The 16,830-nt window shown below is 64.6% G+C and carries 14 protein-coding genes and 2 pseudogenes; 10 read left to right on the plus strand and 6 right to left on the minus strand.

Annotated elements, in window-relative coordinates; all coding sequences use genetic code 11:
* Positions 1–4: 4 nt before the first annotated feature.
* Positions 5–367, plus strand: a pseudogene (locus HALXA_RS11495) ((2Fe-2S) ferredoxin domain-containing protein).
* Positions 368–456: 89 nt separating this feature from the next.
* On the plus strand, positions 457–1,647 hold the full coding sequence (locus HALXA_RS11500) for a thiolase family protein (RefSeq protein WP_013880534.1): 1,191 nt from the start codon (positions 457–459) through the stop codon (positions 1,645–1,647).
* A gap of 31 nt (positions 1,648–1,678) precedes the next feature.
* Here the strand turns inward: HALXA_RS11500 and HALXA_RS11505 are convergent, their stop codons facing one another.
* A complete protein-coding gene (locus HALXA_RS11505; protein WP_013880535.1) occupies positions 1,679–2,653 on the minus strand; it encodes a hypothetical protein in 975 nt (324 codons plus the stop codon).
* Between the two features lie 171 nt (positions 2,654–2,824).
* On the opposite strand from HALXA_RS11505, the gene HALXA_RS11510 reads away from it, so the two are divergent.
* On the plus strand, positions 2,825–3,895 hold the full coding sequence (locus tag HALXA_RS11510) for a quinone-dependent dihydroorotate dehydrogenase (protein ID WP_013880536.1): 1,071 nt from the start codon (positions 2,825–2,827) through the stop codon (positions 3,893–3,895).
* Between the two features lie 27 nt (positions 3,896–3,922).
* Here the strand turns inward: HALXA_RS11510 and HALXA_RS11515 are convergent, their stop codons facing one another.
* Positions 3,923–4,159, minus strand: a complete 237-nt coding sequence (locus tag HALXA_RS11515; protein WP_013880537.1) for an AN1-type zinc finger domain-containing protein — start codon at positions 4,157–4,159, stop codon at positions 3,923–3,925.
* Positions 4,160–4,243: 84 nt separating this feature from the next.
* Positions 4,244–5,611 (minus strand): allantoinase AllB, encoded by a 1,368-nt coding sequence (gene allB / locus HALXA_RS11520; protein ID WP_013880538.1) that lies wholly within the window; start codon positions 5,609–5,611, stop codon positions 4,244–4,246.
* 269 nt (positions 5,612–5,880) lie between these two features.
* Between allB and HALXA_RS11525 the strand changes: the two genes are divergently transcribed.
* The 4 genes and pseudogenes from HALXA_RS11525 to HALXA_RS22940 form a co-directional block, all read left to right on the plus strand.
* Positions 5,881–6,846 carry an NAD-dependent epimerase/dehydratase family protein gene (locus tag HALXA_RS11525; protein WP_013880539.1) on the plus strand — a complete coding sequence of 322 codons (966 nt, stop codon included), beginning with the start codon at positions 5,881–5,883 and terminating at the stop codon, positions 6,844–6,846.
* Between the two features lie 215 nt (positions 6,847–7,061).
* On the plus strand, positions 7,062–7,415 hold the full coding sequence (locus tag HALXA_RS11530) for a hypothetical protein (protein ID WP_049895456.1): 354 nt from the start codon (positions 7,062–7,064) through the stop codon (positions 7,413–7,415).
* A 598-nt stretch (positions 7,416–8,013) separates the two neighbouring features.
* Positions 8,014–8,523: a helix-turn-helix transcriptional regulator gene (locus HALXA_RS11535; protein ID WP_013880541.1), complete on the plus strand. Its 510-nt coding sequence runs from the start codon at positions 8,014–8,016 to the stop codon at positions 8,521–8,523.
* Between the two features lie 180 nt (positions 8,524–8,703).
* Positions 8,704–9,600 (plus strand): annotated as a pseudogene (locus HALXA_RS22940) (DUF7282 domain-containing protein); the annotation flags it as partial.
* 2,241 nt (positions 9,601–11,841) lie between these two features.
* Here the strand turns inward: HALXA_RS22940 and HALXA_RS11545 are convergent.
* Positions 11,842–12,345, minus strand: a complete 504-nt coding sequence (locus tag HALXA_RS11545) for a DUF7344 domain-containing protein (RefSeq protein WP_013880543.1) — start codon at positions 12,343–12,345, stop codon at positions 11,842–11,844.
* A gap of 453 nt (positions 12,346–12,798) precedes the next feature.
* Complete coding sequence (locus tag HALXA_RS22115; protein ID WP_013880544.1) at positions 12,799–12,969, minus strand: DUF7563 family protein; 171 nt, start codon at positions 12,967–12,969, stop codon at positions 12,799–12,801.
* A gap of 637 nt (positions 12,970–13,606) precedes the next feature.
* On the opposite strand from HALXA_RS22115, the gene HALXA_RS11550 reads away from it, so the two are divergent.
* From HALXA_RS11550 to HALXA_RS11560, 3 genes are all read left to right on the plus strand, one after another.
* Positions 13,607–13,939 (plus strand): winged helix-turn-helix domain-containing protein, encoded by a 333-nt coding sequence (locus HALXA_RS11550; protein WP_013880546.1) that lies wholly within the window; start codon positions 13,607–13,609, stop codon positions 13,937–13,939.
* 305 nt (positions 13,940–14,244) lie between these two features.
* On the plus strand, positions 14,245–14,520 hold the full coding sequence (locus HALXA_RS11555) for a PadR family transcriptional regulator (protein WP_013880547.1): 276 nt from the start codon (positions 14,245–14,247) through the stop codon (positions 14,518–14,520).
* A gap of 355 nt (positions 14,521–14,875) precedes the next feature.
* The gene (locus HALXA_RS11560) at positions 14,876–15,874 is read left to right on the plus strand and encodes a DUF1616 domain-containing protein (RefSeq protein WP_013880548.1); all 999 of its coding nucleotides are present in this window, start codon (positions 14,876–14,878) and stop codon (positions 15,872–15,874) included.
* A 398-nt stretch (positions 15,875–16,272) separates the two neighbouring features.
* Here HALXA_RS11560 and HALXA_RS11565 read toward each other — a convergent pair whose 3' ends face one another.
* Positions 16,273–16,821, minus strand: coding sequence for a DUF7344 domain-containing protein (locus HALXA_RS11565; protein ID WP_013880549.1), 549 nt, complete (start codon positions 16,819–16,821; stop codon positions 16,273–16,275).
* Positions 16,822–16,830 lie beyond the last annotated feature (9 nt).

Here is a 16,830-nt window from a genome sequence, read left to right on the forward strand (position 1 = left end):
TTATATGCGAGATCGAACCGCCCGGCAGCGCGAGCGCCTCGAGGCCCACGTCTTCGTCTGTACGAACGACCGCGAATCGGAACACGCCTGCTGCGGGGACGTCGGCGCCGACGAGACGCTCGAGGCCGTCGTCTCCTGGCTGCGCGAGCGGGACGCGTTCTGGACCGCGGTCTCGGTGACGACGACCGGCTGTCTCGGCCTCTGCAGCGAGGGCGGGACGGCGATCTCGATCTAGCCGCGCAACGAGTGGTACTCCGACGTCCGCCCCGACGACGTACCGGCGCTGCTCGAGGACGCGTTCGGCCCCGATGCGGAACGGATCGCCGGCGGAGACGGGGGCGGGGACGGGGACGAGAACCCCCAATAACCAGCGAACGGCCGCCGCCGAACGCGACGTCCGAACGATCGTCCGACTGGAGCGCGAACTTTCTTCGGCGTTCATGTGGTCGACCTCCCATGGCCGCACCCACAGATACCGATAGCGACGTCGTCCTCGTCGACGGCGTGCGAACGCCCCACGGAACGCTCCTCGGATCGCTCGCGGACGTCGAGGCGGTCGCACTCGGCCGCACGGCCGTCGACGGCCTCCTCGAGCGCGTCGACGTCGACGACGACGCTATCGACTGGGTCGCACTCGGAAACGCCATCCAGGCCGGTATCGGGCAAGTTCCGGGGCGACAGGTCGTCGTCGAATCGAGGGTTCCAAACGATACGCGCGCGACGACGATCAACGAGGCCTCGGGATCGGGGATGAGCGCCGTCTCGCTCGCGGCCGATCGGATCGCGGCCGGCCGCGCCGACCTGGCGGTCGCGGGCGGGTTCGAATCGATGACCGACGCGCCGTGGATCCTCCCCGGCTACCGGACCGGCCGCCGGTACGGCGACGTCGAACTCAAGGACTCGATGCTCTACGATTCGCTGTGGGACGTCAACCTCGACGTCCACATGGGCGAGATCACCGAGGGACTTGTCGACCGCGAAGGAATCTTCCGGGTGGCACAGGACGAGTACGCCCTCGAGAGCCATCGGCGGGCCGCCGAGGCGATCGACGACGGGGGATTTGACGCTGAGATCGTCCCGGTCGAGACGAACGGCGAAACGGTCGACACCGACGAGGGACCGCGACCGGACTCCACGCTCGAGGACCTCGCCGAACTCCCGACTCCCTTCCGCGAAGACGGCACCATCACGCCCGGCAACGCCTCCAAGCTCAGCGACGGCGCGGGTGCAGTGTTGTTAGCCGACGCGGACGCGGCCGACGAGCACGGCCTCGAGCCCATGGCGCGACTCGTCGACTACGCAACTGCGTACCGCGACCCGGATCGGTTCAACGAGGCCGTCGGCGACGTCACCGAGGCGCTGCTCGAGCGCAACGACCTCGCGGTCGACGACGTCGACGCCTACTGGATCAACGAGGCCTTCGCCGCGCAGGCGGTCTACGTGATGGGCCGCGTCGGCATCCCGCGCGAGAAGCTGAACCCGCAGGGCGGCGCGGTCGCGTTCGGCCACCCGATCGGCGCCTCCGGCGGGATGCTCGCGGCGAGTCTGGCCTACCAGCTTCGGGACGATCCGGACATCGAGCGCGGCGTCGTCGGGATGAGCATCGGCGGCGGCGGGGCGATCCTGGGGCTGCTCGAGGCGTGCTGATCCGATACTCGAGGAACGGATCCGGTTCGGTTCAGCCGCCGCGGGTGGCCGCCGCGACGCTCGGACCGAGCCGATGCCAGAGGCGACGCGCGAGAGCGACGCTCACGACCGCGAAGAGTGCCACGTAGACGTACCGCGAAAGCAGGATCGGGATGATGCAGGGCCGCCCGCAGCCGGTTCGGTCCACCATCGACCCGGTCAGTTCCACGAGGACGTCGACGAACTGCAGCGGAGGCGTCGTCGCGAGCGCGACGAACAGTCCGAGGAAGGCAACGAGTTCCGGAATCCGGCGGTCGCGTATCGATCGCCGGGCCGCTGCGAAACCGGACTCGTCCGGTCGACGGTCGAGCTGACTCCGAAGCGCGTACCACGGCGTCGCGAAGACGATCGCGACGGGGATCGCGATCAGGCTCGCTGCGATAGCCATCGCAGCGGCTACGTATCCGAGTCCCGCTCCGGGGCCGCCGGTCTCGAGCGTGCTCCGAGCCGCTCGCACCCCGTACGCGGCGACGAGGGGTGGAAGGACGGCGATCCCTGCGACGGAACACGCTCGCTGCCGGCGCGTGGCGGCGACGTCGAAGGCGAGCAGCCAGGCGAGGTAGTAGCCGACCCAGAAGGAGCGATTCGTAGCGACCAGCTCTCGGAGTGTCTCGCCTGGTGACGTCAGCTGACCCGCCGAGGCGAACTCGAGTCCGAACAGGACTACGACGGCGCCGATCGCCGTCGAGAGGGTGACAACGAACGGAAATCGCGTCGACTGCGTCGCTCGAGTCCAACCGACGACGAGCGTACCGAAGACGAGGTACACCACGCCCACGTTGAACGGGTCGAAGAGGGGACCGAACAGCCGAAGTTGGCGCCCGTCTACGGGCGTATTCGTGGACAGGTACCGAACGAAGTCGGCGTGAACGAGGCTGTCGAAGACGAATCCGAGCGCGACGGCCAGAACGACGAATCCGATTCCCGCTCCGATTAGTCGCGTTCCGTTCCGCTGAGTCGTGCTCATACCGGTGCCCTCGTCAACCGACCGCCGGGGTATATGTTTTATGTGTTGACAGGTGGGCCGCCCGATCTCGTTCCGCGGTGGATCGATCCCGCATCCGACGGGTCGATCCGTCGGTTCGACTGGAAACCGGCTTCGAGACGTTTACCTACCGTCCGTCCACACCTCCACTAAATGACGCTGTACTCGCGGGTTCGCCCCCTCGCGTTCAAACTCCCGGCCGAGACGGCCCACGGCCTCGGGAAGCGAGCGCTCCGGGCGGCCCAATCCACCCGGCCGACGCGGGCGGCGATTTCTTTCGCGTACCGGTACGAGCACCCCGCCCTCGAGGTCGACCTGTTCGATACCACCTTCCCGAACCCGGTCGGCGTCGCGGCCGGCTTCGACAAGAACGCCGAAGTCACCCGCGCCCTCGAGGCGCTGGGCTTCGGCTTCGTCGAAATCGGCACCGTCACGCCCTACCCGCAAGAGGGCAACGACCGCCCGCGGCTGTTCCGCCTCCGGGAGGACGAGGCGATGGTCAACCGCATGGGTTTCAACGGCCAGGGGATGGAGCGCGTGAAGGCCCGGCTCGAGGAAGACGGCACGCCGAACGTCCCGCTGGGCGTCAACGTCGGGAAGATGAACTCCTCGAGCGAGGAGGAAGCGATCGAGGACTACCGCCGCGTCTTCGATCGGCTCTCGCCGTTCGCCGACTACGTCGTGGTGAACGTCTCCTGTCCGAACACGCCCGACGAGTTCGACGAGGCCTCGCCGGAGCACCTCCGGGCGATCTTCGAGACGCTCGAGGCGGAAAACGACGCGGACGTGCCGATCCTCGTGAAGATCGGCCCCGACGAACCCGAAAACGCCGTCCTGGACCTGGTCGATATCGTCCAGGAGTTCGGCCTCGACGGGATGATCGCGACCAACACCTCGACCGGCCGCGAGGGGCTCGCGTCGCCGAACCGCGAGGAGTGGGGCGGCTTAAGCGGCAAGCCGATCGAGGACCGTTCGACCGACGTGATCCGGACGATCGCCGACTACACCGACGGCGATCTCCCCATCATCGGCGTCGGCGGCGTCGACTCGGCCGCGAGCGCTTACCGGAAGATCCGCGCCGGCGCCTCGCTCGTTCAACTCTACACCGGGTTCGTCTACCGGGGTCCCTCGACTGCCAAGCGGATTAATAACGGGCTGGTCGAGCTACTCGAGCGCGACGGCTTCTCGTCGATTGAGGACGCTGTCGGGGCGGATCTCGATTGAGTCGGCCGTCGGTGTGGGCCGCCGGTCTCACCGGCCGATGAGCGATTTCAGCCTCGAGAGGAGTCCGTCCCCACCGTCGGACCCGATTTCGAGCTCGTCGTCGGTCGCCCGAAAGTCAGGACCGAGCGTGTTCGCGGCCGACACCGCAGGACAGTCGTGGTTCTCCGGCAGCCGGTGCTCGGAGCAGTAGCCGTCTCCGCAGTACGAGCAGGAGTTTTTCATGCTGTCGTCGCCGGAACAGCCCGGATACGCGCAGTCACCCATTCGGTTCTAGGGAAGCGGTCAGATAGTATCAATCTGTGGTTCGTCGCTAGTTCTCCGCGAGCGAAACGTACCCATCAGTCGCGTCTATTCGACGTCGACGCGCGTCCCGTACCCCGACTCGCCGACGATCTCGCCGTCCTCGTAGACGACCTCACCGCGGACGACCGTTGCGACCGCTTTGCCGGTGAAGGATTCGCCGATAAACGGCGTCACGCAGTTCTTCGAGTGGAGTTCGTCGGCGGATTCGAGCGTCCACTCCCGCTCGGGGTCGACGATCGTGAAGTCGGCGTCGGTGCCGACCTGCAGCGACCCCTTCTGCGGGTACATGCCCCAGATCTGCGCCGGCCGGGTCGAGTGGCGGCGGACCCACTCCTCCATCGTGAGCCGCCCTTCGTCGACGAAGGAGAGCATGACCGGCACCTCGGTCTCGAGGCCGACGAAGCCGGAAATCGCCTCCCAGGTGTTGCCGAACGGATCGTCGACCTTCTTCTCCTCGGGCGTGTGGGGTGCGTGATCGGTGGCGATGGAGTCGATCGCGCCGTCCTCGATGCCGACCTCCCAGAGCTTCTCGCGCTCGTCGGCGTCCCGGATCGGCGGCTGGATGCGGGCCGGGTTCCCTTTCTCGCGCATGACCTCCTCGGTGAACCAGAGGTAGTGGGGCGTCGTCTCGGCGGTGACGTCGACGCCGCGTTCCTTGCCGCGGGCGACGGCTTCGGCCGCCGACCCCGAGGAGACGTGGAACATGTGAATCTTCGCGCCGGTCTCCTCGGCGAAGGTGATCATCCGCTCGACGGCTTCTTGCTCGGCGATGACGGGGCGAGAGTGAGAGTGGTCGATCGGGTCGTTGCGCCCCTCGGCCTTGAACTGCTCCGTGTAGTGGTCGATGATCTCTCCGTTCTCCTCGTGGAAGCCGAGCCGCTTGCCCGTCTCGCGGATCTTCGCCATGGCCTCGAGGATCTCGCCGTCGTTCGGCGGCGGCACGTCGCCGACGGTCGAGCCGAGGAAAATCTTGAAGCCGAGCGCGCCGGCCTCGTCGATCTCGGGGATGAGATCGAGGTTCTCCGAGGTGACGACGGCGTAGCTCTGGAAGTCGACGTGGGCCGAGTCCTCCCCGCGCTCGAACTTCAACTCGAGGTGCTCGGGCCGGTCGATGACCGGATCGGTGTTGGGCATTCCGACGACGGTCGTGACGCCGCCGGCGGCGGCCGCGCGGGTCGCGGACTCCCAGTCTTCCTTGTACTCGAGGCCGGGCTCGCGGTTGTGGATGTGGCCGTCGACGATGCCGGGGACCAGGACCTTCCCCTCGGCGTCGACGACGCGGTCCGCGTCCGGCAGGCGGTCGCTGCGGCCGACGGCGACGATGGTGCCGTCCTCGACGGCGACGCCCGCGTCGGGCGTGCGCCCCGCGGGCGTGACGACGGTACAGTTGCGGACGACGAGGTCGACGGTCATTGCCCTGCGTTTGCCGAGGACGGCGCATATAGCTTCTGTTGGCCGGCGGTCGCCGCGACGGGTTCCCTCGCGCGCGAGTATAATAGTCCCGCGATAGACGCGCCGTCGGCGCCAGACCATCGGCGACACGGACGCTCGACGGACACTCGAGATCTCCGACACGATACCGTGGTAGCGCCGATAAATCCGATATTACACGCCGTAGGCGGCCGGTACTACCGGGTACGAATAGTATACTAAACCGACGGGAGGTGGTCGAGAGGCGAGTAATGGACTCGTCACCGATCCGCGATCAGACGGTTCTCGTGACCGGCGGCGCCGGCTTCATCGGCAGCCACCTCGTCGACACCCTCGCCCCGCACAACGAGGTTCGGGTGCTCGACGACTTCTCGACCGGCAGCCGGTCGCACCTCCCCGACGACGTCGAGGTCTTCGAGGGGGACGTCCGCGATCCCATGCTGCTCCAGCGCGCCGCCCGCGGCGTCGACCTGATCTTCCACCACGCTGCCGTCGTCAGCGTCACCCAGAGCGTCGACGCCCCGCGCCAGAGCAACCGAACCAACCTCGAGGCCGGCCTTCTCGTCTTAGAGCAGGCCCGCCAGGAGGACGCCCGCGTCGTCGTCGCCTCGAGCGCGGCGATCTACGGCCACCCCGAGGAACTGCCGGTGAGCGAGCGCGCGGCGACGAATCCGACCTCGCCCTACGGCGTCCAGAAGCTCGCGCTGGACCAGTACGCCCGCCTCTACGAGGAGCTGTACGACGTCCCCACGGTCGCCTTGCGGTACTTCAACGTCTACGGCCCGCGCCAGCAGGGGCCCTACAGCGGCGTCATCTCGACGTTCCTCGAGCAGGCCCGTGCCGGCGAGCCGATCACGATCGAGGGCGACGGCGAGCAGACCCGCGATTTCGTCCACGTCGACGACGTCGTCAGGGCGAACCTGCGGGCTGCGACGACCGCGAACGTCGGCGAAGCCTACAACATCGGGACCGGCGATCGGACCTCGATTCGCGACCTCGCCGAGACGATTCGCGACGCAACCGACTCCTCGTCGCCGATCGTCCACAAGGATCCCCGACCCGGCGACATCAGACACAGCCGTGCCGACGTCTCCAAGGCGAGCCGCGACCTCGGCTTCGAGGCGACCGTGGGCCTCGAGTCGGGGATTCGATCGCTCGTCAGCGCCGACTCGGCCGAGCGGTCGGAGCCCTCGATCGAGACGGCAGCCGATTCGTGAGCGCGCCGATCGTCGCTCGAGCCGCGCGGTGCGGTCGATAGTCGCCTATAACGCTTGTGTCGGTACCGACGCGTTTAGAGCGCACAAAACCGAGCTTTTCGCAACTGCTGTTGGCCATCGATCGATTGACGGAGCCGCCCTCAGCGTCGGGTTTGTGTAGGTGAGTGATAACTATCGGTGTCGAGGCTCGAGACGCCCATATGCTCGGTAGCTCTCTGATCGACAACCTCGTCGTCTTCGGCGTGAGCCTCCTGATCGGTGCGCTCGGCATCTACGCCGGAGCAAAGGTTATCGTCGATTCGTCGGATTACACGTACGCGATCATCACCGCGCTTATCGGCGCGATCATCTGGGGCGTGGTCGGCCTGTTCCTCGGCTGGATTCCGCTGCTGGGGCCGTTACTGGCCTTCGTCGCGTATCTGGCGGTGATCAACTCCCGCTACCCGGGCGGCTGGGTCGACGCCGCGGCGATCACGCTCATCGCGTGGGTGTCGGTACTCGTCGTGCTGTACGTCCTCGCAGTCCTCGGCGTGACGGCCTTCGATGCGGTCGGCGTCCCCGGCGTCTGATCGCCGGCGGCGCCGAACCCGACGCGTGTGCGACCGCGGACGCTCGCAGTTCGGATCAGTACAGTTGAGTATTACCAACTAAAGCCGAGTCGAATCCGGACTAATCCGGCCGAACGTCCGACTGCGTTTATTCGACGGGTCAGTGAACGGCCACCCGACCATGAGATTCGAGTTCATCGTCAGGCAACCGCTCGCGGCGGGCATCGGAACACCGGCGCAGTTGGACGGGAGGGGACCGCTCGACGCTGGCCCCGCCCTCGAGACGGCGTCCATCGTGACCAGTCTCGTACCAGGTCGCGACGGTACGTTCGGTCGGACTGGACCAACCCAGCCGCTCGCTGTGGATGCAAGGGGAGTGAACTTGGACGATGAACTCGCACTTTCTCGCACTCCCAGTCCCCGCTCCCGGGCCTTCAGAGTGGGAGGGTAAGCGAATCGCTGCCTGCGACATTGGTCGACGTTCCAGACATATAGTTTCCAAATAAATTCATCTAAAATAATAACAAGACATGACTATAAAAAATGCTTTGTGGCACGGTCACGACGGTACAGAGATGAACGCGGGATCGCGGCCACAGACGACGCCAACACCAACGCCATGAGCAGTGAGACACACACCCCGGTATCCGACGTTTCGTTCGTCCTGTCGGACAGCGGCGTCAGCGGGCTTCTCGAGCCCGGCGTGGTGAACGGCCGATCGGTGGCATCGCCGCTGACGCTCCCCGACGCGCCGCTCCAGTTGGCCGGGCCGCACCTCGCTGCACTCTTCGGCATCGTCGCGCTCGCGCTCCTGGGAAGCGTCCTTGCAGTCCGGAACCGACTCGACGAGCGAAACCAGCTCGGCACTCCGCAGGAGCAGCCGACGGACGAGTTCGTCACCGACCGCGAGAAGATCCGACAGCTCGTCACCGAAAACGGCGGTCGGATGAAACAGTCGCGGATCGTCGACTCCGTCGACTGGTCGAAGGCGAAGGTCAGTCGCCTCTTGGCCGAACTCGAGGACGAAGGCCAGATCACGAAACTTCGCCTTGGACGGGAGAATCTGGTTTGCTTACCCGGCCACGAACCGACGGCCTCGAAGTCCCCGGAACAGGCCCGAAACGAGTAGCGTGCGGGGTCGATTCAATCGTCGTTTTCCGGGGCGGCGCCGCTCCGTGCCGGTGCGTTTCGCGAACGGAACGAGAGGCTGATTCTGCCGTTCGGGCCCGTACTAGCCCGTTTCTCGCCGAAATGGTTATCCCAGTTTATGCGCTGAACGGACGATTGGCCACTGCCTTCACGGCAGACTATGAACGCACGCAATCAATTACTGGTCGTCCTCACCGCGCTGATGATGGTATGCTCGAGCGGGGCGATGGTTGTCGGAGCCGCATCCGGATCCGGTTCCGGGGCAACCGTCGACGAGCAATCAGCGAGCGAGGGGGCGACTGTGGAGACACAGGCGCAGACACAAGCACAAGAGCAGGCACAGGACGAGAACGACACGGGCGACGAACCGATCGCCATCGAGCCCGACGAGGGTGACGGCGACGGTGATACCGGTGACGGACAACAGTCCGCGTACGTGACGTTCGAAGAACAGACGACCCAGGGCCAGACGGTCGTCGTCGACGAGGTAACGATGGCGAACGGCGGCTTCGTGGTGATCCACGATAGCAGTCTCCTCGTCGAGAACGTCATCGGCAGCGTCATCGGCACCTCGACGTATCTCGAGGCGGGGACCCACGAGAACGTCGAGATCACGCTCGACGAGCCGCTCAACGAGAGTGAGACGCTGATCGCAATGCCGCACCGCGACACGAACGCTAATCAGGAGTACGACTTCGTCGAGCAGCAGGGTCAGGCGGACATCCCGTACCTGGTCGACGACATGCCGGTGACCGATCAGGCGACCGTGACGGTCGGAGAGACTGAGCAGCCGGTTGAGGAGGAGCCGAACGAGACGGACGACGAGCCGGTCGTCGAGGAACCAAATGAAACCGACGACGAACCGGTCGTCGAAGATCCGAACGAAACCGACGACGAGCCGGTCGAGCAACCTGAAGAGCCAGTCGACGAAGAACCAAACGAGACTGACGACGTACCGGTTGAAGAGGAGCCCGAGCAGCCGGTTGAAGAAGAACCCAACGAAACCGACGATGAACCGGTCGTCGAGGAACCCGAAGAGCCAGTCGACGAAGCGCCGAACGAGACTGACGATGTCCCGATCGAGGAGCCCGAAGCGCCTGAAGAGCCCGCTGAAGAACCCGAAGCACCCGACGATATCGGGGCAGCGATCAACGTCGTGATCGAGGAGGCGAACATCTTCGCGGTCGTCGAGTCGGACGACCTGCCGCACGACGACACGATGACCGACGGAGACGGTGTCGAAGACGACGATGCCACGAACGGCCTCGAGAACGACACCGTCGTCAACGACATCGAAAACGGCGACGCCATCGTGAACGGCGCCAACGGCGACGATCACCTCGAGAACGGCATGGACGGCGTGGACGTAAGCGATCAGCAGATCGAGATTTCGATCGAGGACGCTGACGTGACACCGATCCACGGCGACCAGATGCCGATGAAGTCGCCGGATGAGATGGAGGATGACGCCGACACTATCGGTAGCAACGGTGACGAAGACGCGGTCAACGATACTGACGACGTCGACACACCCGTTGAGGACGATTCGGACGATCTCAACGAGACGACTGACGACGACGCGCCGGTCGACGGCGCACACGAGATCACCGTCGGTCAGGCGACCGTCTTCGTCGTCGCCGAAGACGTACAGATGAGTGACGGCGGCACTGATGCGGCCGCCAACGGCTCCACCGTTACCGTCGGTCAGGCGACGATCTTCGTCGTCGCTGAAGACGTTCAGACGAGTGGCGGGGCCGAGGATCCCGTAACGGACGACACCGACGAGACGGACCCGATCCAGAACGATACTGACGAGACCAACGAGACGATCGAGGACGGCCTCGACGGTATCGACGAGAACGAATCGGATAACGAAACGCCGGCCGAAAACGACACAGCCGAAGAGAGTCCGATCGGCGATGACGACGAAACGGTGACTGACGACACCAACGAGACGGACGACGCTGACGTCGAAGATACGGCCGCCGATACCTCGGTGGACGAGACGGACGCGGCTGGATCCGGCTACCAGATCACGATCGAACAGTCGACTATCGTCGTCGTCCACGACTCCGACTCCGAATCCAACGAAACGGTGACGGACGACGACACCGACGCTGACGACGGCGCCGACGAAGACGGACTCGAGAACGAGACCGCCGACGGGGACGAATACGATGACGACGAGACGGATACTGGCCTCGAGAGCGAGGGGGTCGGTGACGAGACGACGATGACGGATACCGACGGACAGATCGAAGTGACGATCGAGCAGGCGACGCTCTTCGTCCTCGTTGAGGGCATCGACGAGGTTCCGGAGGTTCCCGTTGAACAGCCCGAACAGCCGGAACAACCTGAACAGCCCGAACAGCCTGAACAGCCCGAACAGCCTGAACAGCCCGAACAGCCTGAACAGCCCGAACAGCCTGAACAGCCCGAACAGCCCGAACAACCCGAACAACCCGAACAGCCCGAACAACCCGAACAGCCCGAACAGCCCGAACAACCCGAACAGCCCGAACAGCCTGAACAACCCGAACAGCCCGAACAGCCTGAACAACCCGAACAGCCCGAACAGCCTGAACAACCAGAACAACCCGAACAGCCTGAACAGCCTGAACAGCCGACCGACGAACCGATCGGCGAGGAACCCAACGAAACCGACGAGGTGCCGGTCGAGGAGGAACCGGATGACGTCGAGGCACCGACCGAGCCGTTCGAAGTCGAGGCGTTCGACGCACCGGAAACCGCGACGATCGGCGAGACGGTCGCCGTCACCGCGACGATCACGAACCCGAGTGACGCGGAAGCGACGCAGAATATCCAGTTCCGGCTCGACGGTGACCTCATCGAATCGCAAGAAGTCACCCTCGAGGGCGGCGAAAGCCAGGACGTTACCTTCGAGATCGACACGAGCGAGTTCGCCGCGGGCAACTACGTCCAGATGGTCCTGACGGACGCGACGGGCGAAGTGGCCTTCATCGAACTCACCGAAGACGGCGACACGGAGACGGGGACTGACGATACCGATACCGACACCGACGCCGCCGACGGCTTCGATGACGACGAGACCGGCGACACTGACTTGGGGAACGACACTGACGAACTCCCCAACGAGTCCGGCGACAACGAAACGGTCGTCGGCGTCGTTAGCGCGAGCTAACGGCTCGGACTCGAACCACTCGAGCAGATCTATTTTTGTCGCCGTCGCGTCTGTGCGTGCTCACCGTCCACTGCTTGAGCGGCGGAGAACTAGTCGGACTCGCGTTCCGACCGGAGCTGACGAACGGACACGGACTCAGGTCAACAACCGATAGAGGCTGCTGGCCGCGACCGCGAGCAACACGAGCACGCTCCACAGCACGGGATCGATACTCGAGAGGGCCGGCAGTTCGAGGCCGGCGAGCGCGATAACCGCGAGGCCGAGCACGGCGGCGACCAGATGGAGCTGGAGGATCGTCGACGGATCGTCGTCGTGCCCGTCGACGTACGCGAGGACGTCGTCGAAGTGCGGACCGGGACCGATCGTCTTCGCGTCGGAGTCGTACTCGATGACGTCGTCCTCCTCGAGTTGCGGGAGATGCGTCTGCTGGAGGGAGACGTAGACGCTCTTGTAGAGGTTGTTCGGAACGGGCGTGGTGTCGGATTCCGTTTCGGCGATTTCGGTTGCGACCTGCGAGACGTCGACCTGGCCGGACTCGTTCGCGAGCAACTGGACGATCGCGCGGCGTCTGTCGTTGCCGAGGATGTGAAAGACCTCGCTTTCCGCCAGCGACCCGGAACGACTCGTCTGAACCGACATTGATTAGGAGGAGATCGCGAACGCGCTATCGACGGGCAGTCCATCGCCTACCATCATACACGTCTCCTGTTTTGCGAACCACTAACTTTAACCTGCTGTATTATTTACAAACGTATTTATGGGAAACGATTGAACTCTCGCCCGAGAAACGAGGGACGAGACGGAGTTATCGGTCAGTGCGGGCGTTCAGACCGGCGTTCGGAGGGACGCCGATCGGTTGTCCCGTCACGCGCGGTGTTTGTCTCGACTTCGGAGCCGTCCGGCTGCGGGACTGGAACTCGTCGTTTGCGGATCGGCGACCGGTCGACTACGTAAGTATCATACTGAAACGTCCGTGATCGGAGAGGAGGCTGTCAGCAGGAACGCGTCGGTGGCTCGGTCGCGATCGGAAACGCGACGCGTCGGTCGCGGCGACGAGTCGCGACGAACGCGACCCGCACCGAGCCGCGCGGTTCACTCCGGGGTGTCGCTCGGCAGGTGGCTGCCCGACTGCATCTCCCGATAGGTCGTGCAGCCGGGACACCCGTGGACGACGTCGCCGTTGTCGCCGAAGACGCGGGCGAACTGTTGGGTGACGTGGGTCCCGCAGTTTCGACAGCGTGCGCCGGCCGTCGACGATTCCATGGGTCGCCATTCGTGTTGGTTCGAGTTCATAGTGGATTTGTGATGGGGGTGTGGACGTGGGCGCGGAGTCGCACCCATCGCGATCGTCGTTCGGTACCGACCGAGTCGGCCGTCGCCCAGGATCGCGGGAACGCGACCGCAGCGGCGACGTCGCGTGCAACGGAGTCGTCCGAGCACAGTACAAGGGAGGGTAGCAGATGCGAATAAAGGAGGGCGACCGTTCACCCGACCCGCGGAATTGGACGCCCGGAAATAGCGTCTTTCCGTCCGACTACGCAGCAGCGGGCTATGAAACCGCCGAATTCGACGATAACGAATCGATCGACCTCAACGTGAATTCACACGGGTTGTGTTGTGTTCGGTACGAAAAGTGGTGATTGATTAACCGAGATACCCGTCGAAATATCATATTTCCCCGTCGAAATACGAAATTTCGTCACTGAATGACGGTCCTACGGACTATAAAGTACATCGTTATAAAATACCCGTATCGCTTACCGGTTGTATCGCCGGAACGTAATGGTGGCATCCCCAATGACGGTTTCCGACCGACCCGATCGCCGCGCATCGCCCCCTCTCGAGATCGAGAGCGAACGACCGCCCCTCTCACCCACGAGCGTCTAAGCACTGCATCACTATGTCCACGCAAGCGAGCAACACCCGATCGGAACTGACCGCGGAGTCGACGGCACAACTGGACGTCCTCGGCGACGAGTGTGCGCGCACCATTCTCGTCGCGACGAGCGACGGCCCGAAAACGGCCAAGGAACTGACGAAGCGGACCGACAGTTCGTCCGCAACGGTCTATCGACGAATCAACAATCTGCTCGAGAGCGATCTCCTCGCGGAGTGCGTCCGGTTCGAGGACGACGGATCGCATACGACGGCCTACGAAGCGACGGTCGACCAGCTGCGGGTCCGAATCGACGCGGACGGGATCGACGTTGCGCTGGCGAATGCCGATCCCTGACGCCGACGGTAGTTACCGATCGATCGGACTGCGGACCGACTCGGCGAGCCGAACGACGAACCGACAGCCGACAGCGAACGCACGGCGTGATTCTCACTCCTTGATACCGACCCCTGCCGGTGATTTCCCCTCGGAGACCGTTCGTGAAAGGGGATTTTCCGCACCACCGAATCGGTTCATCGATGCACGATAGTCACGAGAAGCTGTATTTTATTCTCCGTACTATTATTGAAAGATGAGCTAACAGCGCTGTACGACACGGATAACAAATATCTCCTCACTGGAACGATCACTGTGATTGAGCAATGCACGATCTGACCGGCTTCCAGCGGGATCTGCTGTACGTGATCGCGGGCGCTGACCGCCCATCGGGCCAAACAGTCAAAGACGAGGTCGAGAAGTACTATAGTTCGGAAATCAATCACGGGCGACTGTATCCGAACCTCGATACGCTCGTCAACAAGGATCTCGTCGAGAAGGGGCAACTCGACCGCCGAACGAACTACTACGCGATCACGGACGCCGGTCGGCAGCGGATCGAGGAACGGCGCGAGTGGGAAGCACAGTACGTCGATTTTTAGACGGCGCTCGGCACCGACTCATCTCCCGGTCGAACCCCCGGGATTAGATTCCGGGACGCGACGTGCCGGGGACCACAGCCGCGCCACGACCGCCACCCGGATCGCTCAAGGACCGACTGATCGATGCAAGCAGTCTGTACCGACCCGCTGACTCTCGAAGGCCGTCGCTTCAACCGAGAACCGCCGGTCAGGACCAGCATATCGAGGCGACGACGGCGATCGCGTGTTCGCTTCTCGATCGGCCTATTTCCGGCGATAGCCCGGCCATAACAAAACAAGAGCGAATGCACCGTTCGGCCACAATGGTAGCTGGATCGACGAGCGTCGAATCGACACGACAACCGGTGAGTCAGCGATGAGTTTTCCGACGAATTCTCGACCCCAGCTCGGTTTCATTCGGAAGTATCCGGTCGATCTGGCGCTCGTTTCGCTGATTGCGGCGCTCGTGGCACTCGTCGTCACCGGGGTTCCGGCCGGAAACGCCGGTCGGCTCCTCGTCGCGTTCCCGCTCGTTCTCTTCCTGCCGGGCTACGCGCTCGTCTCGGTCCTCTTCCCGGCCGCAGCGCGGGACGGTCGAGACGACGCGGAGACGGCGATTGAACGCCGACCCCGGGGGATCGATACGGTCGAACGGCTCGGACTGTCGTTCGCACTGTCGATCGCGATCGTCCCCGTCGTCGGGATCGTCCTCCCGCTGACCGAGTGGGGGCTGGCAACCGAGTCGGCCGCGGCGGTGCTGGCCGGACTCACCGTCGTGCTCGCGCAACTGGGTGTGATCCGACGGCTCCGGACGCCCGCTCGAGATCGGTTTACCGTCTCGCTGACGGCAGCACTGACCGGATTGCGCCGGGACGAGGGGACGGTCGCCACCGCCTCCTCGGTGCTCCTCGTCGTCGCGATCGCGGTCGCGGGCGGGGCGCTTCTCGCCGGGTTCCTCTTCCCGGCGTCGACGGGCGGGTTCTCGGAACTCGCCCTCTACACCGAGGACGAGGACGGCGATCTCGTCGCGGGCGAGCTTCCGGACGAGGTCGCCCCCGGCGAGTCCGTGCCGGTGTCGTTCGCGATCGAAAACCACGAGGGCGAGGAGACGTCGTACACGGTCGTCGTCCAGGAACAGGTGCTCGAGGACGGCGAGGTCGTCGAGCGGACGGAACTCGGGCAGATCGACGGGACCGTCTCGGCCGATACAACGGGGGTCGCCGAGCGGGAGATCACGCCGGCGGCCGGCGACGGCGAAACCGTTCGAATCAGTCTCCTGCTCTACCCCGGAGAGCCGCCGGCCGAGCCGACGAACGAGAACGCCGAGGCGGACACCTACTTCTGGGTGACCGTCACCGAGGACGCGGCCGAGTAGCTGAATGCGTCGGGGTCGCCGGTCGGTCGTCGGTTGATTCTCGAGTCCGAGTTCCGTTGGTCCACGACGCGTTTTCGGCTTCTGGTTCCTCCTGGTCGAGCCTGGCCCGTATCCGCTGCTCGAGACGACGCCCCGCTCGTCGCTACCGCTGCTCGGGTCGACGCTCGCCACTGGTCGAGAATCGATCGCTACTCGAACTCGTGTGGACTCGAGCAACGATCCATTACGGTGCGAGCGACGACCGCTGATCGAGACGACCGTGCTCGAGCGACGCAGAACCGCGAGTTAGTAATCGGTACGGAACGGTCACAGCGGCGCCGTCGGATCGACGGCACCGGCTCGCGGCGACGCTATCGCGCGAGCGGTGAACGATACGGAGGGCAGGACTGAACGCGATCCTATCGACCCGCGAGACCGAGCGGGGAATCGAGGTTCGGTCGTCGCGAGACGTGCTGTGCGATCGAGAGCGCGAGGATGATGCCACAGACCCCCAGCGCGACGGCTGGGGCTGCAGCGGTCGTCACTGGACCCAGCGAGAGCGCGGCCACCGCGAACGCGACGGCGCCGAGGGTTGCGGCCGCCGCGTACCAGCGGTGCCACGCGCGGCTCGAGCCGTGGTGGCGGTCGAGGTAGGGTTCGAACACCTCCTCGTCCGGCAGCAGGTCGATCTTGTGGCCGTCCGGATCCCAGTCGACGATCCCGTGGTCCTCGAGCATCGGCAGGTGGGTCTGGTACAGGGAGATGTAGACCCGTCGCCGCTGCGTCCGGGTCACGTCGTCCGGATCGGTATCGTTCTCCCAGGCCGCAACCTGTTCGACCAGCGGCGCGAGATCGCAGGAGCCGCCCTGCCGTTTTAGGTACTGAACCGTTCGACGCCGGCGGGCGTTGCTGAACACGTCGAACAGTTCGGCCTGCGTCAGCTCGTGTTCACGTTCGTGTTCAGACATGAGTGCCCT

This window comes from Halopiger xanaduensis SH-6 (genome assembly GCF_000217715.1).
GTDB lineage: Archaea > Halobacteriota > Halobacteria > Halobacteriales > Natrialbaceae > Halopiger > Halopiger xanaduensis.